Origin of the sequence: Stenotrophomonas sp. SMYL41 (assembly GCF_036319965.1) — a bacterium.
In the GTDB taxonomy this organism is placed as follows: domain Bacteria; phylum Pseudomonadota; class Gammaproteobacteria; order Xanthomonadales; family Xanthomonadaceae; genus Stenotrophomonas; species Stenotrophomonas maltophilia_R.
Window position 1 is genome coordinate 38,118 of sequence record NZ_JAWIRX010000026.1, and the last position, 19,248, is coordinate 57,365.

At 67.7% G+C, this 19,248-nt stretch carries 18 protein-coding genes; 7 read left to right on the forward strand and 11 right to left on the reverse strand.

Going from position 1 to position 19,248, the window contains the following annotated elements:
• Window positions 1-5: 5 nt before the first annotated feature.
• A complete protein-coding gene (gene grxD, locus V3B30_RS21445; protein WP_262083693.1) occupies window positions 6-932 on the reverse strand; it encodes a Grx4 family monothiol glutaredoxin in 927 nt (308 codons plus the stop codon).
• Between the two features lie 59 nt (window positions 933-991).
• Between grxD and V3B30_RS21450 the strand changes: the two genes are divergently transcribed.
• Window positions 992-1,771 carry a polysaccharide deacetylase family protein gene (locus V3B30_RS21450; RefSeq protein ID WP_262083694.1) on the forward strand — a complete coding sequence of 260 codons (780 nt, stop codon included), beginning with the start codon at window positions 992-994 and terminating at the stop codon, window positions 1,769-1,771.
• A 44-nt stretch (window positions 1,772-1,815) separates the two neighbouring features.
• On the opposite strand, the gene V3B30_RS21455 is transcribed toward V3B30_RS21450, so the two are convergent.
• Genes V3B30_RS21455 through V3B30_RS21465 form a run of 3 tightly spaced genes read right to left on the reverse strand, consistent with a single transcriptional unit; the run spans window position 1,816 to window position 4,435 of the window.
• Complete coding sequence (locus V3B30_RS21455; RefSeq protein ID WP_262083695.1) at window positions 1,816-2,535, reverse strand: class I SAM-dependent methyltransferase; 720 nt, start codon at window positions 2,533-2,535, stop codon at window positions 1,816-1,818.
• A 4-nt stretch (window positions 2,536-2,539) separates the two neighbouring features.
• Window positions 2,540-3,157, reverse strand: coding sequence for an SGNH/GDSL hydrolase family protein (locus V3B30_RS21460; RefSeq protein ID WP_262083696.1), 618 nt, complete (start codon window positions 3,155-3,157; stop codon window positions 2,540-2,542).
• A 3-nt stretch (window positions 3,158-3,160) separates the two neighbouring features.
• Window positions 3,161-4,435: a pyridoxal phosphate-dependent aminotransferase gene (locus V3B30_RS21465; protein ID WP_262083697.1), complete on the reverse strand. Its 1,275-nt coding sequence runs from the start codon at window positions 4,433-4,435 to the stop codon at window positions 3,161-3,163.
• Window positions 4,436-4,548: 113 nt separating this feature from the next.
• On the opposite strand from V3B30_RS21465, the gene rsgA reads away from it, so the two are divergent.
• On the forward strand, window positions 4,549-5,658 hold the full coding sequence (gene rsgA, locus V3B30_RS21470) for a ribosome small subunit-dependent GTPase A (RefSeq protein ID WP_100473877.1): 1,110 nt from the start codon (window positions 4,549-4,551) through the stop codon (window positions 5,656-5,658).
• 86 nt (window positions 5,659-5,744) lie between these two features.
• Window positions 5,745-6,998 (forward strand): flavohemoglobin expression-modulating QEGLA motif protein, encoded by a 1,254-nt coding sequence (locus tag V3B30_RS21475; protein WP_262083698.1) that lies wholly within the window; start codon window positions 5,745-5,747, stop codon window positions 6,996-6,998.
• A 509-nt stretch (window positions 6,999-7,507) separates the two neighbouring features.
• On the opposite strand, the gene V3B30_RS21480 is transcribed toward V3B30_RS21475, so the two are convergent.
• The 7 genes from V3B30_RS21480 to V3B30_RS21510 form a co-directional block, all read right to left on the reverse strand.
• The gene (locus tag V3B30_RS21480; RefSeq protein WP_262083699.1) at window positions 7,508-9,799 is read right to left on the reverse strand and encodes a TonB-dependent receptor; all 2,292 of its coding nucleotides are present in this window, start codon (window positions 9,797-9,799) and stop codon (window positions 7,508-7,510) included.
• A gap of 160 nt (window positions 9,800-9,959) precedes the next feature.
• A complete protein-coding gene (locus tag V3B30_RS21485; RefSeq protein ID WP_100473874.1) occupies window positions 9,960-10,502 on the reverse strand; it encodes a hypothetical protein in 543 nt (180 codons plus the stop codon).
• A complete protein-coding gene (locus V3B30_RS21490; protein WP_262083700.1) occupies window positions 10,477-10,770 on the reverse strand; it encodes a hypothetical protein in 294 nt (97 codons plus the stop codon). Before V3B30_RS21490 ends, V3B30_RS21485 begins: the two co-directional genes overlap by 26 nt.
• Window positions 10,771-10,929: 159 nt before the next feature.
• Window positions 10,930-11,094, reverse strand: coding sequence for a hypothetical protein (locus tag V3B30_RS21495; RefSeq protein WP_262083701.1), 165 nt, complete (start codon window positions 11,092-11,094; stop codon window positions 10,930-10,932).
• 207 nt (window positions 11,095-11,301) lie between these two features.
• Window positions 11,302-12,042 (reverse strand): acetoacetyl-CoA reductase, encoded by a 741-nt coding sequence (gene phbB, locus V3B30_RS21500; RefSeq protein ID WP_005419193.1) that lies wholly within the window; start codon window positions 12,040-12,042, stop codon window positions 11,302-11,304.
• 24 nt (window positions 12,043-12,066) lie between these two features.
• Window positions 12,067-13,395 (reverse strand): CitMHS family transporter, encoded by a 1,329-nt coding sequence (locus V3B30_RS21505; RefSeq protein WP_049480602.1) that lies wholly within the window; start codon window positions 13,393-13,395, stop codon window positions 12,067-12,069.
• A 75-nt stretch (window positions 13,396-13,470) separates the two neighbouring features.
• Window positions 13,471-14,610 carry a porin gene (locus tag V3B30_RS21510; RefSeq protein ID WP_071228133.1) on the reverse strand — a complete coding sequence of 380 codons (1,140 nt, stop codon included), beginning with the start codon at window positions 14,608-14,610 and terminating at the stop codon, window positions 13,471-13,473.
• A 243-nt stretch (window positions 14,611-14,853) separates the two neighbouring features.
• On the opposite strand from V3B30_RS21510, the gene V3B30_RS21515 reads away from it, so the two are divergent.
• The 4 genes from V3B30_RS21515 to V3B30_RS21530 are packed head-to-tail and all read left to right on the forward strand — an operon-like array spanning window position 14,854 to window position 18,658.
• A complete protein-coding gene (locus V3B30_RS21515; protein WP_262083702.1) occupies window positions 14,854-15,543 on the forward strand; it encodes a response regulator transcription factor in 690 nt (229 codons plus the stop codon).
• The gene (locus V3B30_RS21520) at window positions 15,536-16,927 is read left to right on the forward strand and encodes a sensor histidine kinase (protein WP_262083788.1); all 1,392 of its coding nucleotides are present in this window, start codon (window positions 15,536-15,538) and stop codon (window positions 16,925-16,927) included. The genes V3B30_RS21515 and V3B30_RS21520 overlap by 8 nt, the downstream gene beginning before the upstream one ends.
• Window positions 16,924-17,979: an ABC transporter substrate-binding protein gene (locus V3B30_RS21525; protein ID WP_100473872.1), complete on the forward strand. Its 1,056-nt coding sequence runs from the start codon at window positions 16,924-16,926 to the stop codon at window positions 17,977-17,979. The genes V3B30_RS21520 and V3B30_RS21525 overlap by 4 nt, the downstream gene beginning before the upstream one ends.
• Before the next feature lie 28 nt (window positions 17,980-18,007).
• Entirely contained in the window at window positions 18,008-18,658 is a 651-nt protein-coding gene (locus V3B30_RS21530) for a response regulator transcription factor (RefSeq protein WP_100473871.1), read from the forward strand.
• Window positions 18,659-19,248: the final 590 nt, after the last annotated feature.

A 19,248-nucleotide genomic window follows, 5' to 3' on the forward strand; every position in this document is an offset into this window, starting at 1 on the left:
GCCGATCAGTACTTCGGCACGCCGTTGTCGACGTCTTCCGACCAGGCGTTGATGCCGCCGGTGACGTTGAACACCTTGGTGAAGCCCAGGGCGCGGAACTGCTCGGCGGCCTGCGCGCTGCGGCCACCGTGGTGGCAGATGAAGGCCAGTGCAGTGTCCTTCGGAAGGGCTTCCAGCGCGGCGCGGCCGTTGCCGTCGAAGGTCTTGAACGGCACGCCCACAGCGGCGATTTCACGCTCGTCGGCGGGGCGCACGTCCACCAGGGTGATGTTGCCTGCACGCACCAGGTCGTCGGCATCGCGCACGCTGATTTCCTGCACCGGCTTGGGCGCGTTCGGGTTGTCGATGGCCAGGCCCTTGCCGCGGATGTCGTCCACCCAGTCAATGGTGATGCCGTTGGCACGACGGGCGCTGGCCAGGTCGAACTGCACGCGCAGGCCGTTGGACTCGGCGGCGATGGCGCCCTCGTCGTGCGGGGCCAGCTGGAAGTTCGGCTGGAAGCCGGCGTCGATGGACAGCTGCAGGGCGGCGCCCGGGGCATCGGCCAGCGCGCCCTTGAGCATTTCCACGGCGGCCGGGGTGACAGTGATGCTCGGCGGGGTACGGTCCGGCGCAGCCAGGCCCAGCACGCTGCTCAGCTCACCGCTGGCGGCCATCTGCAGCACGATGTCGCTGCCGCCGACCAGTTCGCCGTCGATGTACAGCTGCGGGATGGTCGGCCAGTCGCCATAGGCCTTGATGCCTTCACGGATTTCCTGGTCGGCCAGCACGTTGACATGGGCGAACTCGACGCCGAGGTCCTGCAGGGCGCCTACGGCCTTGGCCGAGAAACCACACTGCGGCATCGACGGCTGGCCCTTCATGAACAGCACGACGCGGTTGGCGTTGAGGATGGATTCGATGCGCGAACGCAGGGCGGGATCGAGGGACATGGACGTCGGGGTTCCGGGAATTCGAATCATCAATTCTAACCCCCATGGCATCATGGGGGATGAGCAACGCAGGAACATTGCATCGCATCCCGACCCGGCCCTGGCGCTGGCTGCCCTGGCTGGTGGTGTCGCAGCTGGCCGTGATCCTGGTCTGGGCCCTGGCCGGCTGGCACTGGGGGCTGCCATTGATGGTGGCCAGCCACGCCCTGTTCATGGTGCCGGTCTTCCTGCCCAACAGCCGCTTCTACGCGCCGGTGCTGAGCCGGATGCCGGAGGCCGGCAACAGCGTCTGGTTGACCATCGATGACGGTCCCGGCCCGGAAACCCTCGCCGTGCTCGACCTGCTGGACCGCCACCAGGCCCGTGCCACCTTCTTCCTGGTGGGCGAGCGCGCGCTGGCGCAGCCGCAGCTGGTGCAGGAGATCCTGCGCCGCGGCCACGACCTGGGCAACCACAGCCACAGCCACCCGCAGGCGCGCTTCTGGCGGCTGGGCCCGGCGGCGATGCGCGCCGAGATCGAGGGCTGCCAGCATGCCCTGCAGGCGGTAAGCGGCCGCCCGGTGCGCTGGTACCGTTCGGTGGTGGGCATGACCAATCCGTTCGTGGCACCGGTGCTGCAGCGGCTGGACCTGGTCCGGGTCGGCTGGAGCGCGCGCGGCTTCGACGGTATCGGCTGCACGGCGCAGAGCGTGCTCGACCGGCTGCTGCCGGACCTGCGTCCAGGTGCCATCGTGCTGCTGCACGAGGGGGCCGCCCACGGCCACAACCTGGCGATCATCGAACGCGTGCTGCAGGCGCTGGACGAGCGTGGGTTGAAGGCCCAGTTGCCGGCCGGATAGCTTCGGGCCGTGGCCGTATCGAGCAGCCGAGCCTGGGCTCCGCTCTACAGCGCAGGGCGTTCGGCCACCAGCAGCCAGCTGTTGAACGGGGTGCGCCCATGCAGGGGGCGTGGCGATGTCACCTGCAATTCCGCTTCGGCCAGTGTCGCCTGCAGCACCTGCAGGTCGGGGTAGTGGCGCGGCCGCGTACCCATCCAGCCGACCATCCATGCCAGCCGATCGGCCACGCGCGTGGTGCGGTCGCGGCCATCGCCGGTGGCAAGCGGCGTGCGCAGCAGCAGGCGGCCGCCGGGAGCGACCCGTGCACTGGCCGCGCGCAGCAGTGCCTGCTGTGGGCCCGCATCCAGGTACTGCAGTACATCCAGTAGCAGGACATGCCCGGCCTGCGCTGGCAGCGGTGCCTGCACGTCCAGGCAGTCGAAGCGCACATCGTGCAGGCCGGTCGCGGCACGCCGGGCGCGCGCGATCTTGCCGGCATCCACGTCCACGCCCAGGTAGGGTTGGCTGCCGCCGCGCTGGCGCAGCACATGGGCGAACAGGCCGAGCCCGCAGCCCAGGTCCAGCAGCGGTTGCCCGTCGTCAGGGAGATGCTGCAGCACGCCGTCGTACAGCGGGTCGCTGCCGAGCTTGCCGCGGGTGTAGTAGTAGTCGCGACGGCTGCCCCAGGCCCGTGTGGGGCGGAACGCCTCGGCGATCGCGCGGGCCTGCGCGGCGCTCAGGGGTGTGCAGGGCAGGGGGAGGCCGTTCCGTGGCGTGCCATCCATCGCGTCAGTCCGTTCCGCGAAGCAGGTGTGCGGCGACCGGCAGCGCGCGTGCGCTCCACAGTGCGTACATCCGCGCTGACGGGTGCAGGCCGTCGTCGGCGATCATCGCCGGGTTGTCCCCGTGGGCACGGCTGATGTCGGTGATGTCGACGAAGGCCACGCCCTGCTGGATGCTGATCACCTCGGCGGCCGCGTTGTACTCGTCGGTTTCGATCTCGATGGTGGCCAGGTCGCGGCCACTGCCGGCACCGAACGGGGTCGCACCCCAATCGGGGAAGGACAGCACCAGCACGCGGCCGGCATCACCGCCCGCGAAGCCGATCGCCCGCTGCAGCAGCGCCTGGAACTGGCTGCGGTATTCGTCCAGCGGACGTCCGCGGTACTGGTTGTTGACGCCGATCAGCAGGCTGACGAAATCGAACGGTCCCTGCGGTGCACCCGCATCGATGCCAGCGTCGAGTTCGTCGGTGGTCCAGCCGGTGGTGGCGATGGTCTGCGGATCGGACAGGTCGATGCCCTGCGCACGCAGCGCCGCGGCCAGCTGGTGCGGCCAGCGGCCTTCGACTGCAACCGCTTCACCGATGGTGTACGAATCGCCCAGCGCCAGGTAGGACAGGGTCACAGGTCAGGCCACCGAACGGCGTGGCTTCAACGGCACGACCTTGGTGGCGTCCTCGGCACGCCGCGCCAGCACGCGGTCGATGCGCGCGAACACATCGCGCATCACCGAAGCTTCCGGCATCAGGGTCACGCGGAAATGGTGGCGGTAGGGCACGTTGAAGCTGGAACCCGGTACCACCAGCACGCCTTCGTTGTTCATCAGGTCCAGCGCGAAGTTGTGGTCGTCGAAGCCCTTCGCAGCGGCGCCGATCACGGCCGGGAACGCGTACAGCGCACCGGCCGGTGCGACCAGCGACAGATGTTCGCTCGCTTCGCAGGCCTCGATCACAGCACGGCGGGTCTCATACAGGCGGCCACCCGGCGTGCACAGCTCGGAAATGGTGTCCGGGCCGTTCACCGCGGCCTCGATGGCGTACTGGCCCGGCACGTTGGCGCACAGGCGCAGCGCGCCCAACAGGTCCAGCGCGGCGCGGAAGTCGCCCAGTCGGGCATCATCTCCGCTGAGGTGGGCCCAGCCCACGCGCCAGCCGCAGGCGCGGTGTACCTTGCTCAGGCCACTGAAGGTCAGGCACGGGTGGTCGCCGGCCAGCGGCGCGACCGGCTGGAACACCGCATCGTCGTACAGGATCTGGTCGTAGATCTCATCGACCAGCAGCAGCAGGTTGTGGCGGCGTGCGATCTCGACCACGCGCTCGAGCAGTTCGCGCGGGTAGCTGGCGCCGCTGGGGTTGTTCGGGTTGATCAGCACGATGGCGCGGGTGCGTGACGACACCAGCGTCTCGATCTCGCTCGGGTCCGGCTGGAAGCCGTTCTCCGGCGCGCAACGGTAGTACACCGGGCGGCCATCGTTGAGGATGGTCGAGGCCGACCACAGCGGGTAGTCGGGCGAAGGCACCAGCACTTCGTCGCCGGGATTGAGCAGCGCACGCAGCGACAGGTCGATCAGTTCGCTGACGCCATTGCCGAGGAAGACACGGTCCGGATGGGCATCGGGCGCGCCACGGCGCGCGTAGTACGCCGCGATGGCTTCACGTGCCACCGGCAGGCCCTGCTGGTGGGTGTACGGGTCGGTGCGACCCATGTCGTCGGCGATCGCACGCTGCAGGTGCTCCGGTGCACGGAAGCCGAAAGCGCCGGGGTTGCCGATGTTGAGCTTGATCAGCTTGCGACCCTGCGCCTCCAGCTCCCGGGCTCGCCGCGCCAGTTCTCCGCGGATTTCGTAGCGCACTTCGGAAAGGCGCTCGCGGATGGCCAGGGGCTTGGGCGAGTTGGTGGACATGGGAGCGGGCCGTCAAAAGGCATGGGGCTTCCATCCTACCGGAATTGCTGCAATGCATGGCAAGGGCTCCGGGCCCGTCATTGCTGGGCTGGCAGGGCGCCGGCACAGGTAGAATGGCGGCGATGACCCAGACCCCCGATTTCATCGCCCTGCAGACCATTGGCTGGCCCTGGCCGGGCCCGGCGCAGCAGGCCGACTGGCAGGCCGCGATGGCCGCACATCCGCAGGCCCGCCCGGCACGGGTGATCGAACAGCACCGCACCCATTACGTGGTGGCCGATGGCCCGGAGGCGTCGATCAAGGCCGAGTCGCTGCCGGAATGGCAGCGCCCGCGCTTCCCCAGCCATGAACGCCCGGCGGTGGGTGACTGGGTCCTGCTGGACGGCATCCGCATCGTCGCACTGCTGCCGCGGCGTACCGCCATCAAGCGTGGTGCCGCTGGTGAGCACTACCACCAGCAGGTGATCGCGGCCAACATCGACACGGTGTTCATCGTCTGTGGCCTGGATGCCGACTTCAATCCGCGCCGCATCGAACGCTACCTGCTGCTGGTTGGCGGTGGCGGCGCCGAACCGGTGGTGGTGCTGACCAAGGCCGACCAGACCGAATACAGCGAAGACGCGCTGGCGGTGCTGGAAGAGCTGGAGATGCAGGGTATCGCGCTGCATGCGATCAACGGCCTGGATGCCGGCAGCGTGGCGGTGCTGCAGCCGTGGCTGGGGCCGGGCCGCACGGTGGTGCTGGTCGGTTCCTCCGGTGCTGGAAAGTCCACGTTGACCAATACCCTGCTCGGCGAGCAGCGGATGAAGACCAACGCGGTGCGTGCCAATGATTCGCGCGGCCGCCACACCACCACCCATCGCGCGCTGATGCCGCTGCCGACCGGCGCCTGCCTGATCGACACCCCCGGCATGCGCGAGCTGAAGCCGACCGGGGAAGAAACCCTGTCTGAAGGTGGCTTCGCCGATATCGAAGCGCTGGCCGCTCAGTGCCGTTTCAACGACTGCAAGCACCAGCAGGAACCGGGCTGTGCAGTGCGCGCGGCGATCGATGCCGGCGAAATCGAAGAGAGCCGCCTGCTGAACTACTTCAAGCTGAAGGAAGAAGTGGCGGCCGCTGCCGCCAAGCTGGCCGTGCGCCAAGCCGAGACCGCGCAGGAGCGCGGCGGCAGGAAGGGCAAGGGCCAGCAGTTCCGTCCGGCGGGCAAGCCGCGCAGGCGCTGACCCTGCGGTGCCGGAAACCTGTTCCTGGTAGGTGCCAACCTTGGTTGGCACCTACCAACGCGCGGGCAGGGCGCTATAGTCCGCGCATGGAACCGACCGCGACGCTGGACCGTGAAGTGGCCCACCATGCAGCGCTCGATGCGCGCCTGGTCGAGGCCGTGGGAGGCATCCGCCTGCTGGGCCTGACCAGCTGGCCGGCAACAGTGCAGGCACCGTTCCTGGACAGCATGGCGCGCAGCCAACCAGTGCTGCCAAAGGTGGATTACCCCCGGCTCGACTTCAGCGAAGAGCGCCGCGCGCTGGCCGCGATCGCTGCCGACTGCGATGACAGCCACCCGCTGGGCCATTACGTGCAGCAGTCCGCGCAGAGTTGGGACCTGGCAGCGCAGCTGCTGGAAGGGCTGGGCACCGCCGCCGTCGATACCTGCTCGGTGCAGCTGTTCGGTGCCCCCGAGCAGCCGCTGCCGGGCAATGGCCCGAGCACGCGCGAAGCGGCGCGCCACTTCATCCAGATCGCGGCCGAACTGGACCACGAACTGCTGGCGCCGGAAGAACAGGTGCCGGTCTCGGCCATCGCGTTGCAGCTGCAGCTGCAGAACGATCTGGACGCCTTCTTCGAATCACGCATCATCCAGGTGCAGCTCGATCCGGAACTGGTGTCCAAGGCCGCCGCCGGCCCGACCCGCATCCGCCTGCGCACCAGCGCACGCTTCAGCGCCTACGACCGCGCGCAGCTGTTCCACCATGAAGCGCTGGTGCATTCGCTGACCGCGTTGAACGGCCGCGAGCAGCCGGTGCTGCCGAGCCTGGCATTGTCCTCGCCGCGGGTGACCGCGACCCAGGAAGGGCTGGCGACCTTCGCTGAGCAGATCACCGGCAGCATCGACATCGAACGGCTGAAGCGCATCAGCCTGCGCACCGAAGCGATTGCCATGGCACGCGAAGGCGCCGACTTCATCGAGGTCTTCCGCTACTTCTGCGATGCCGGGCAGAACGCGGAAGAGAGTTTCGCCTCGGCGCAGCGCGTGTTCCGCGGCGTGCCGCCGAGTGGTGGACTGGCGTTCACCAAGGACACGGTGTACCTGCGCGGCCTGGTGTCGGTGCACACCTTCTTCCGCCACATGCTGGCCGAGGATCGCCTGCAGGTCTGCCGCTGGTTGTTCGCGGGCAAGATGAGCCTGACCGATGCGATCACGTTCGCGCCGCTGTTCGAAGCGGGGATATTGAAGCCGCCGCGCTGGCTGCCGCATTGGGTGAGCCGGGCGAACGGCCTGGCGGGCATGCTGGCGTTTTCGCTGTTCGCCAACCGGATACGGATGGACCAGCTGGCGCCGGAATGAAATGCGTTGGCGGCCCCTCCAGCGCCTGCCTGCTATCGGTGGGGAGGAGGCGGGGCACCCTGGCCAGGACACGCAAAAGCCCATCCATGGTGCTCGATGGCGCCATCCATGGCGCCAACGGTCCTGGCCAGGGTGCCCCGCCTCCTCCAGACAGTTTTCTGCGGGCGCGGTAACAGGTCCACCAGAGGGATTGCGCTTGAAAAGCAAAGAGCCGGGCAACGCCCGGCTCTTTGCTTTTGCTCTTGCTTTGCATTGCCTCCGCGCCGGCGCAGGGATTTGTCGAGCGCGGGTAGGCAGGCCCATGCAGGACCGTTGGCGCCATGGGCCAGTCGCATGCGACTGGCGGGTTGGGCAGGACGCCCAACCCCGGTCTTGCCGCGTGCGCAGGACAGCGCACGCGAGCAAGGCGCCATCGAGCCCCCAAGGATGGGTTTACGGCGTGTCCTGCATGGGCCTGCCTACCCGCGCCATGCAGGAGCACTCAATGCGCCGCAGCGCCCGCTTCTGACTTAGAACTCCGCCGCCACCGTCATGAACAACTGCCGCGGTGCACTCGCATGGATCGCATAACGCGTCCCCTTCGGATCAGTCGGCGCGAACGAGCTCAGCTGGCCGGCGTAGCGCTTGTTGGTCAGGTTGGTCGCGTTCAACGATACCCGTACGTTGCGCAGGCCCAGGCCCGGGCCGAAATCGTAGCCCGCACCGGCATCGAAGGTGGTCACGCCCGGCACCGACTGATCGTTGGTGTAGGTGTAGTAGCGCTTGCCGGTGTACTTGGCGCGCAGGCTGGCGAAGAAGCCGTCGCGGTTCCAGCTGATCTCGCTGGAGGCCATGCGCTGCGGCGTATCCACCGTGATCTTGCCGGCCACCGGAACGATCGCACCACCCGAGGTGTAGTCATCCTCGTAGGTGGTCTTGTTCCAGGACAACGCGTTGTACCACTGCAGGCCATCGATCGGCTTGAGGATGAAGGTCAGCTCCGCGCCGTGGCTCTTCACCGAACCGACGTTGATGAAGCGCGTCACGCACTCCGGGCGCGTGCCGACTTCGATGCTCGAGCACGGGTTCAGCGACAGCAGGCGGTTGTCGAACTTGACGCTGTAGGCCGCGATCGACGCCTGGTACTTCTCACCGAAGGTACGGAAGCCGGCTTCCAGGCTCTTGGACTTCTCCGGCTCCAGCCCGGCGCTGGCCGCGAACGATTCCGGCGACACCTGCAGCGGGCCGCCGCTGCCACCGCCGACGAAGGCGGCGATGTTCTCGGCGTAGGAGGCGAACAGCTCGTTGTTGGCGTTGAGCTTGAAGCCCACGCCCACCTGCGGCAGCACTGATTCCTTGGCGGTCAGCGTGCCCGAGGCGATGCTGGTTTCCACGCCCGGCCTGGCGGTGGCGCGCATGCGGGTGTTGGGGCTCTTGATGCCGACGTCCACGGTCAGGCGCTGGTCCAGGAAGCGCATGCGGTCCTGTACGTAGAACTGGCGCGTGCGGATGTCGAAGTCCTGGTTGAACAGCAGGCGGTCCGGGTTCTTCAGGTACAGGTCGTCCAGGAACGGGCCACTGATGTAGTAGAAGTTGCGCGAAACGTTGTGGTCGTTCTGTTCATACCACAGGCCGGCTTCCAGCTCGTGGATGCCCACCGTCCACGACAGCGCGGCGGTCAGGCCATCGCGGTTGATCGTGTAGTTGGTGCTGCGGATCGAGATCGGCAGCATCCTGTCGGTGCCCGGGTAGGACGGCTGGCCCGGTGCCCACCAATGGCCCTGGCCACGGTTGTCGTGATGGTAGGCCAGCAGCTTCAGGCGGCCCTGCTCGCCCAGGCGCAGGTCGGCATCCACCGAGTACAGGTTGTCGTCACGCAGCGCACGGCTCTGGTAGTACGCATCGTCGATGCTGTTGACGCCACCGCTGAACGCACAGCGCGCCTTGTTGTAGGTGCCCGGCGCGCAGTACGCGGCAGCGACGGCGCGATCCCAGTCCGGTGCGTAGATGTTCCAGTCATAGCCCAGGCCGCGCGCCAGCATGTCCTTGGACAGGTAGGCGTAGTTGGCCTGGCTCGCGCGCGAGGTGGCCACGAACGCACCGAAGCGGTGGTCGCCGATATTCCACACCGCCTTGGCGTTGAACTGGCGGGTGGTCTGGTTCTGGTACGGCGCGGCCCACATGTCCTGGTCCTGGTGCACGCCGGACACGTAGGCCGAGAAGCCGTTGATGTCGCCGGTATCCACGCGCAGGTAGCCGCGGCGCTGGTTGTCGTCGCCAACGGTGACGCTGGCGCGGCCACCGAATTCGGTCGACGGGTCCATCGAGAAGTACTGGATGGTGCCGCCCAGGTTGCTGGTCGAGGCCACGCCCAGCGAACCGATGCCCTGCGACAGCTCGGCACCGGCCAGGTTCTCGGCGATGATCGCGCGGGCGATGCTCAGGCCGTTGTAGTTGCCGTAGCTGTTGTCGCCCAGCGGGATGCCGTCCAGCGTGTAGCCGAGGCGGCTCTTGTCGAAGCCGCGCAGGCTGATGGTCTGCGATTCTTCGTTCGCGCCGAAGGCATCATTGGACTGCACCGACACGCCCGGCAGGCGGTCGAGGATCTTCTGGCCGCTGGTGCCCGGCGGCAGCACCTGCTTGTCCACTGCCGTGATGCGCTGCACCTGGCGGGTTTCGCCTTGGCCGATCACGGAGACGGTATCCAGCGTCTGCGCGCTCAGCGCGGCATCGGCGCCGGCATCGGCGGCGGTGGCGGCATGTGCGCTGGCGGCGGCGGAAATCGCGATCGCCACGGCGATCGTCAGGTGTCGGGTCTGCATGGTGGTCCGTTGCATTGGGGGTGGTCACCGGCACGCGTGCGCGGTGCATGGCCACTATGCGAACGGAACATGAAACCTTCTTTACGAAAAACCAACGAATGGTGCAGGGCAGTGGTGTGCGTCCTGCAACCTGTTCGTCATGGTGGTATGTCGGTGGGAATCAGAAGCGCTCCCCTGGCCAGCTCAATTTGAGCTGGTCCATGCAGTCACGGTCATGTTCGGAGAATGAGAACCCGATCTGGATGCCGTTCACTACCGTACCGAACACCGTGGACTCGTCGAGGCTATGCCCTGACGGGACGGAAAGGACGTTGAAGTCGGGATAGCGACGACCCATCTGCTTCCGCGAGATGCAGGCGCCGCCCAGCGACAGCGTAATGCCTTTGATGATTCGCCCCGACGCATCGGTGTAGATCTGGCCAGAAGGTCCCTTGATCCTCCCAGCGACCACGAATGGCGCCAGGTCGATGGTGGCGCTGTCGCCCCGGCCCCTTCTTGCTTCCGAACGCGAGCCGGCCGGAGCCAGTGGTGACAGCTGTGCGACAAGGTCAGAGCGTGCCAGTTGCAAGGACCAGCGCTCCACGAGCCGCCAGGTTGCGTCCGCCTCTTCCGCAGTGGCAGCGGACGTGGCTGCAGTTGCAGAACCGGAAACCAACAGGCTCAGGAGCAGAAGAAGTTCAGGGACGGGCGGCGATCGCTTCATCGTAGATTCTTCCGTAGAAGTCGTTGTAGTTCTCGCCGGTGGTTGAAGTTACGTTGTTGTCGCAGAACAGCTTACCTACCCGCCGGTCCAGGTCTTCACCGCCGGCATCGGCCTGTGCGATGAGGCCAGGACCGTTGGATGCAGCTACGCCGATGTCGTAGTACCCCAGGCTGGTCACCAGAAGCTCACTGCGCGCGGTGAGGTTGTTGAGTACCGCTTTCCCCTCCATGGTGCAGAAGTGTTGGATGAACGCGCCTCGGGTGCTCAAGGCGATACCTTCGAAGTACAGTGCGTGTCCCACTTCATGGGCAATGGCTGCGATCCGGAAGTAATAGCCTGCAATGTCGGAGGAATCGCAGTCGAAGGACTGGATGTAGATCCGGATGGGATTGCGATTGGTATAGGACGCGGGAGCCCAGGCGAAGGTCTACTCCGGATGGCCGGTGATCTGCGCGTCGAGCGTGGGCGCGCCTGGGATCAGCCAGTCGGGGCAGCCCAGACCCGTGATCACCCGCATGGGCGGGGGCTCCGCGCGGGCCGGTGTCGCCAGCAGCGTAGCGACCACGAGAAGCGCAATCAGCAATGCACGCATGCCGACCTCCTTGATCCGCGATTCCGACCGTTCATCCATCGGGCTCAGCGAGCGTTGGCAGGTATAGCACCGGTTCTGCCGATGTATCGGGAAGTGCGTCTCAGAAATGCAGAAATTAAAAGGGGCCGGATCCCCCTCGCAAGCGAAGGTTCACCGGCCCCGCGCACTCCGTGGGGGAGGCGGTCCACGCGTTGCGTGGAGACGGGCTCAACCCATGTACAGGCCACCGTTGACCGGATAGTCGGCGCCGGTCACGTACGAGGCTTCGTCCGAGGCCAGCCAGGCGCACAGGCCGGCCACTTCCTCGGGGCGACCCAAGCGGCGCACCGGTACCGAGGCGGCCAGCCGGTCCAGTACATCAGGCGGGAAGCTGCTGATCGCCTGGCTGGCGATGTAGCCCGGCGACAGCGTGTTGACGGTGACCCCGCGCGAGGCCACTTCCGCGGCCAGCGCACGACTGAAGCCATGCATCGCGGCCTTGGCGGTGGCGTAGTTCACCTGGCCGATCTGGCCCTTGTGGGCGCTGACCGAGCCGATGTTGATGATGCGGCCCCAGCCGCGCGTGGCCATGCCGTCGACCACCTGCTTGGTCAGGTTGAACAACGCGTTGAGGTTGGAGGCGATCACCGCATTCCAGTCCTCCACCGTCATCTGCCGGAACAGCAGGTCGCGGCTGCCGCCGGAATTGTTGACCAGCACGTCCACTTCACCGACTTCAGCGCGGACCTTGGCGAACGCGGCGCTGGTCGAGGCCCAGTCGGTGGCGTTGCCTTCGGAGGCGATGAAGTCGAAGCCCTGTTCGCGCTGCTCGCGCAGCCAGTTGGCCTTGCGCGGCGAGTTTGGCGCGCAACCGGCGACCACGGTGTGGCCGCTGCGGGCCAGGCTCTGGCAGATGGCAGTACCGACACTGCCCATGCCGCTGGTGACGTAAGCGATTCGAAGCGTCATTGCAGAAGGCTCCTTGGTAAGGGGTCAGGCAGCGAGCGGGTACAGGCCGAACAGCAGGCTGCCGACCATCAACAGCATCGAGATGGCGATGGCCCACTTGAGGGTGAACTTCTGGTGGTCGGCGAATTCGACCTTGGCCAGGCCCACCAGCAGGTAGGTGGACGGCACCAGCGGGCTGAGCAGGTGCACCGGCTGTCCGGCCAGCGAGGCACGCGCCATTTCCACCGGGGTGATGCCGTAGTTGCCGGCGGCCTCGGACAGGATCGGCAGCACGCCGAAGTAGAACGCGTCGTTGGACATGAAGAAGGTGAACGGCATCGATGCCACCGCGGTGATCACCGCCAGGTACGGGCCCCACGATTCCGGAATTACTGCCAGGAAGCTGTGCGACATCGCTTCGACCATGCCGGTGTTGTTGAGGATGCCGGTGAAGATGCCTGCGGCGAAGATCAGCGACACCACCGACAGCACGTTGCCGGCGTGGTTGACCACGCGGCGGCGCTGCTCGGCCAGGTTCGGGTAGTTGATCACCAGGGCGATGGCGAAGCCGACCATGAACAGCACCGGCATCGGCAGCACGCCGATGATCAGCGCGGTCATCAGCGCCACGGTCAGGGCCAGGTTCACCCACAGCAGCTTCGGCCGCTTGATGTCCTCGGCGTCTTCCACGGTCGGCAGCGCGTTGCTGTCGTCGGACACGCTGTTGTCCATCCAGCTGCCACCCTTGGGCAGGGTCACCACACCGAGGCGGCGGCGTTCCTTCAGGCCCAGGTACCAGGCCAGCAGCAGCACGCCGGCACAGGCGATCACCATCGACGGGATCAGCGGCACGAACACATCGGCCGGGTCCACGTGCAGCGCGGTGGCCGCGCGTGCGGTCGGGCCGCCCCACGGGGTCAGGTTCATCACGCCGCCGGCGAGGATGGTCACGCAGGTCATGTTCAGCGCGTTCATGCCCAGCCGCTGGTACAGCGGCAGCATCGCCGAGACGGTGATCATGTAGGTGGTCGAGCCATCACCGTCGAGCGAGATCAGCATCGCCAGCACGGCGGTGCCGAGCACGATCTTCATCGGGTCGCCCTTGACGAAGCGCAGGATCACCCGCACCAGCGGATCGAACAGGCCGGCGTCGATCATCACGCCGAAGTAGAGGATGGCGAACATCAGCATCACGCCGGTCGGCGCGATCTTCTTGATGCCCTCCAGCATCATCTCGTCGATGCCGGCGCCGAAGCCGCCGATCAGCGCGAACAGGATGGGGATGGTAATCAGGGCGACGAGCGGCGACAGGCGTTTGCTCATGATCAAGTACATGAACGTAATGACCATGCCAAAGCCGAGGATGCTCAGCATCATCTGCGGACTCCTTGCGGAAACAGGACGTGGGGGAGTGGAAGGGGCCCGGGCGGCGTGCCCGGAATGCCGGGCTTAGAAGTCGTACTGCAGGCGGCCGGTGACGGCGCGCGTGCGGTCCACCGTGACCCCGGCCAGGCGGTCGCGGTTGCGGCTTTCGATCACGTTGAGCATGAAGCGAAGGTTGTCGCGCAGGTACCAATTGCCGCCCAGTGTCCACGCTTCGGTGCTGCCACGGCGCAGGTCGGGTGCACCGTCAAGGTGCTGCGCGCCCCACATCTGGTCGTAGCGCAATGCCACTTCGAAGGCACCGGCCTTGTGGCGGATGTCCTTCACCCGCGCGAAGCGGCCGGTCTTGCGGTCATACGCGCGGCTTTCGCCGGTGACGAACCAGCTGAGCATGCCGTAGGCCGCCATCACGTCACCGCGCTGCGCGCCGTCATCGAAGGTGGCACCGCTGAATTCCCCCTGCCACGACAGCGGGCCGCGCACCTGCGCGTATTCCAGCGACCACTTGTTGACGTCGGTATCGCGGCCGGCGGAGAAGTCAACCAGGGTCAGGCGGCTCTCGTCGGACAGGTGGCCGGCCGGGCGCGGGCGGATGCGCAGGCCGGGTACGCCGTTGGCGCCCGGGTTGTCATAGGCCTCGCGGGCCAGCGACAGGCCCAGGTGCAGCACGTCGCCATCGCTGGGCGAGGGGGCCCAGGTGACGCGGCCACCGGCGGCGCGGCCCTTCACCTGCCAGGCGTCGATGCTCTCCAGGCTGTAGAGGCTGGCCGCCCAGGTGAAGTCCCCCGGGTTGGCCTGCCACGACGCACCCAGGCGGTACAGCGGCGCCAGCGTAGTGCCGGCGTTGCCGCGCTCCAGGAAGCTGCCGTAGTTGGAACTGGTGCGGTCATCCAGCGAGAAGTACTGCTTGAACTGGCCCACGGTCAGCTTGCCGGCCTTGCCGAAGCTGCGCGCCAGGTACACGTCCTTGGCCTCGACGCGGTCGCCGGAGAAGTCCGCTTCCAGCTTGTAGTCGACCACGAAGAACTTGCCGGACACGTCCAGCCAGGCGCGGCGGATCTCGGTGTCGTCCTTGTTCGGGGTGCCGCGGTTGTCGTTGTCGAAGGTGGCGAAGTCCAGGTGCAGGCGGCCACCGAGGCTGGCGGTGACCGGGCGGTCGTCTTCGGCGGCAAAGGCCGGCGCCGACAGTGCAGCCAAGGCCATCATGGCGGCAGGACGCCGCCAGGCAAACGTGAATTCCACAAACCCTCCCAGGTGCGCGCCAGGCGCGCGGCAATCGGTGGGCACCGGACGGTGCGCGGCCGCAGTCTGGGTCGGGCAAGCTGTCATCGTCCTGTCAACGGTTTGTGCGGTGCAGCGTAAAAGCGGCCGCTGCGCTCCCTGGGCCACGCCCGGCAAGCGCGGCGGCGGCATGCGGTAGCATTCGGTTCCCCTCCCACCCGTGTGCCCATGCGCCTGCTGCTGGTCGAAGACAACCCGGATCTGGCCGATGCGATCATCCGCCGGATGCGCCGCAGCGGGCACGCCGTGGACTGGCAGGCCGATGGCCTGGCCGCTGCCAGCGTGCTGCGCTACCAGAGCTTCGACCTGGTGGTGCTGGATATCGGCCTGCCCAAGCTCGATGGCCTGCGTGTGCTGGCCGGCATGCGCGAGCGCGGCGACAGCACGCCGGTGCTGATGCTGACCGCACGCGATGGCATCGAAGATCGCGTGCAGGCGCTGGACGTGGGCGCCGACGACTACCTGGGCAAGCCGTTCGACTTCCGCGAGTTCGAAGCGCGCTGCCGCGTGCTGCTGCGGCGTGCGCGTGGCCAGGCCAGCGAAGTGGTGCAGATCGGCGGCTTCCAGTTCGACAATGCTGCACACCGGGTCAGCCTCGACGGGGAGCCGATCGAACTGCCCAACCGCGAATACCGCCTGCTGGAGATACTGGTCGGCCGCCTTGGCCAGGTGGTCGGCAAGGACGAGATCGGCAACGGCCTGTTCGGGTTCGACGATGAGGCCGGTCCGAATGCCATCGAACTGTATGTCGGCCGCCTGCGCAGGAAGCTGGCCGCCGCGCCGCTGCGCATCACCACGGTGCGTGGCGTGGGCTACTTGCTGGAAGCCAGTGATGGAAGCACCGACGCCGATGGCTGACGCGCGCGCTGCGACGGCCGCGCCGGGTTCGCTGCGGCGCACGCTGCTGCTCTACCTCGGCGTGCTGCTGGCGGTGTTCGCGGTGGCCCTGCTGTTCGCCGCGCGCGACTACGGCCAGCGCGCCGCCAACCGCTCCTACGATCACCTGCTGGTGTCCTCGGCGCTGTCCATTGCCGATTCGGTGGCCCTGGTCGATGGCCAGTGGCAGGTCGATCTGCCGTATGCGGCGCTGGACCTGCTGGCGATGGCGCCGGAAGACCGCGTGTTCTACCGGGTGGCCGACAGCCGCGGCACGCTGATCACCGGCTACGGTGACCTGCCCGCACCGCCGCGCCGGCCTGGTACCCAGCCGCAGCTGTTCGATGCGGCATACAGCGGTGAGACCGTGCGCTTCGTGGTGGTCGGCCGCAGTTTCGCCGCCGCCTCGGCGCAGGGTGAGGTACAGGTGCAGGTCGGCCAGACCCGGCGTGCGCGTGAAGCGGTCGCGCAGGACATGGTCAATCGTGCATTGCTGGCGATCGGTGTGTTGTCCGGGCTGCTGCTGGCACTGGTGGCCTTCGGCGTGCATCGTGCGTTCCGGCCGCTGGTGCGGGTGGAGCGCGAGCTGTCGCGCCGCGAACCGTCCGACCTGAAGCCGCTGGATGCCCGCGTGCCACGCGAGATGGACCAGATGGTGGCGGCGCTGAACCGTTTCATGGAGCGCCTGTCCAGCAGCAACGAGACGCTGCGCGCGTTCATGGCCGAGGCCGCGCACCAGATGCGCACGCCGTTGGCGGCATTGCGCGCGCAGGCACAGCTGGCGCTGGACGACGACGACCCGGAGGACATGCGGCGCAGCCTGCAGGCGATCGAGCGCAACGCCACCCACATGAGCCGGCTGCTCAACCAGCTGCTCAGCGATGCCAGCGTGATCCATCGTTCGCACCTGCAGCGCTTTGCTGCCGTGGACCTGGCCGAGACCGTGCACCAGGCCCTGCATGAAGCGCTGCCGCAGGCCGGCCCGGCGCCGCGCGTGCAGCTGGCGATGACCTCCGAACCGGTGCAGGTGCACGGCGATGCGCTGCTGCTGCGCGAGGCGATCAAGAACCTGGTTGACAACGCACTGAAGTACGGCGGCGACGGCGCATTGCAGATCGCCCTGACCGTGGAAGGCGAGCAGGCCGTGCTGACCATCGCCGACCATGGCGCAGGCATCGCGGCCGCCGATGCCGAGCGCGTGTTCGAACGCTTCGCCCGTGGCGAAGGTGCGCCATCCGGCGGCGCCGGACTCGGCCTGGCCATCGTCAAGCGGGTGGTCGACAGCCATGGCGGCCGCATCGACCTCAGCAACCGCCCGCAGGGCGGGCTGATCGCCACCATCCGCCTGCCACGGAGCAGTTCATGATCCGCCTGTTCGCCACGGCCGTTGCCCTGCTGCTGGCCCTGCCGGTGCTGGCCGCGCCGGGCGATGTGCGCCGTTTTCCCGCACAGGGAGCGGCCACCGCGCAGCTGCGCATCCACGGCACCACCGACATCGAGGTGTTCGCGGTGGTCATTGCCGACTACCAGCGTCTGCACCCAGGCACCGAGGTGGTGTACGAGGACATCATCACCCAGGACCTGTACGCGCGGTACCTGCATGACCGTGCCGGGCCGGCATCGCCGGACCTGCTGATCTCCAGCGGCATGGACCTGCAGACCAAGCTGGTCAACGATGGCCATGCGCTGCCGCACCGTTCGGCGCAGACCGCTGCGCTGCCGGCCTGGGCACAGTGGCGCAACGAGGCGTTCGGCATCAGCTACGAGCCGGTGGTGATGGTCTACAACACCCGCGCGATGCCTTCGGCAAAGGTGCCGCACACGCGCCGCCAGCTGCTGGACCGGCTGCGCGCCGAGGGCGCACCGCTGCGCGGGAAGGTCGGCACCTATGACATCGAACGCAGCAGTGTCGGCTATCTGCTGGCGACCCAGGATGCGCAGCGTGGCAGCATCGCCGGCGCGTTGCTGGGTGCGCTCGGCGACAACGACGTGGTCCGCGAGGAGCGCACCGGCGTGCTGCTGGACAAGGTGGCCAGCGGCCAGCTGTCGCTGGTCTACAACGTGCTCGGCTCCTACGCGCAGGCACGCGTCGATGCCGGCGCGCCGCTGGCCATCGTTGAACCCGAGGACTACACGCTGGTGGTGCTGCGCACCGCCGTGATTCCGCGGACTGGCCCGCATCCGGAGGAGGCCCGGCGCTTCCTCGATTACCTGCTGTCGCCGCGTGGCCAGCAGGTGCTCTCGCGCGAAGCGCGCCTGATGCCGATCGTGACCGGCGATGCTCGTGGCGATGATGCGCCGGGCCGCAGCCGCCGCCCGATCCAGCTCGGCCCGGGCCTGCTGGTGTACCTGGATGCGCTCAAGCGCCGCCAGTTCCTTGATGCCTGGCGCAGCAGCGTGGAACCGGCGGGGCGCTGACGCGGCGGCCTGCCCGTACAATGGCGGCATGAGCGAATACACCATCCTGATCGCCGATGACCACCCGCTGCTGCGTTCGGCGGTGGTGCAGTCATTGCGGCAGAGCCTGCCGCTGGCGCAGGTGCGCGAGGTCGCCAGCGCTGAGGCGCTGGCCGAGGCGCTCGACGTCCAGCCGGACGTGGACCTGGTGCTGCTCGACCTGACCATGCCTGGCGCGCACGGCTTTTCAGCGCTGCTGCATGTGCGTGGCTCGCATCCGGACATTCCGGTGGTGATTCTCTCGTCCAACGACCATCCGCGGGTGATCCGCCGCGCCCAGCAGTTCGGCGCGGCCGGTTTCATCCCGAAGTCGGCCCCGGCCGAGACCATCGGCGAGGCCGTGCAGGCGGTGCTCGATGGTGGCCTGTGGTTCCCGGCGATGGCCGCCGAGCGCTCGGAGGCCGACGCGCTGCTGGCCAGCCGCCTGGCCCAGCTGACCCCGCAGCAGTTCCGCGTGCTGCTGTGCCTGGCCGATGGCCTGCTCAACAAGCAGATCGCCTACACGCTGGGGCTGGCCGAGAACACGGTGAAGGTGCATGTCACCGCGATCCTGAAGAAGCTCGAGTGCCATAGCCGAACGCAGGCAGCGGTGCTGGTGAAGGCGCTGGAGCCTGAGGGCGACGCCGGGGTTGGGTTGTAGTTTCCAGCCAACGGCGCAGCCCCTCGTGGGTGGACACGTAGAGCAGTCATGGGTGAGGCCGGGCAGGTGGACTGCGCAGGGGCCGCTGCAAGTACGTCCATGTTAGAGCGGGCGCCCCGACCAGGCGGCGCACGCAGCGGCGCGGCGCCCCGGCCCGGCCACGGACAGGTTCCGTGCGCATCCATCCACGGAAGAGAAAAGAAGATCAAAAGCAAAGGCAGCCTGGCCGGTCCGCGAAGCCGAGCATGTGCTCGGCTTTACACGAGCAAGCGCAGCGCGCGATCCGCTTTTGATCTTCTTTTTCTTCTCCGTGGGTGGCAGGCCACCGAAATCTGTCAGAGGCCGGTGGGGGGGGGGGGGGGGGGGGGGGGGGCCCCGGGGGGGGGGGGGGGCGGCGCCCCGGGGGGGGTGGCCGCGGGGCCCCCCCCCCCCCCCCCCCGCCCCCCCCCCCCCCCCCCCCCCCCCCCCCCCCCCCCCCCCGCCCCCCCCACGGCTTTTGCTTTCCACGACCAACCAGACACCACCCACGAGGGGCTGCGCCGTTGGCTGGAAACTACCCGCGATGCCGGATCAGCAACTGACTCATCAGC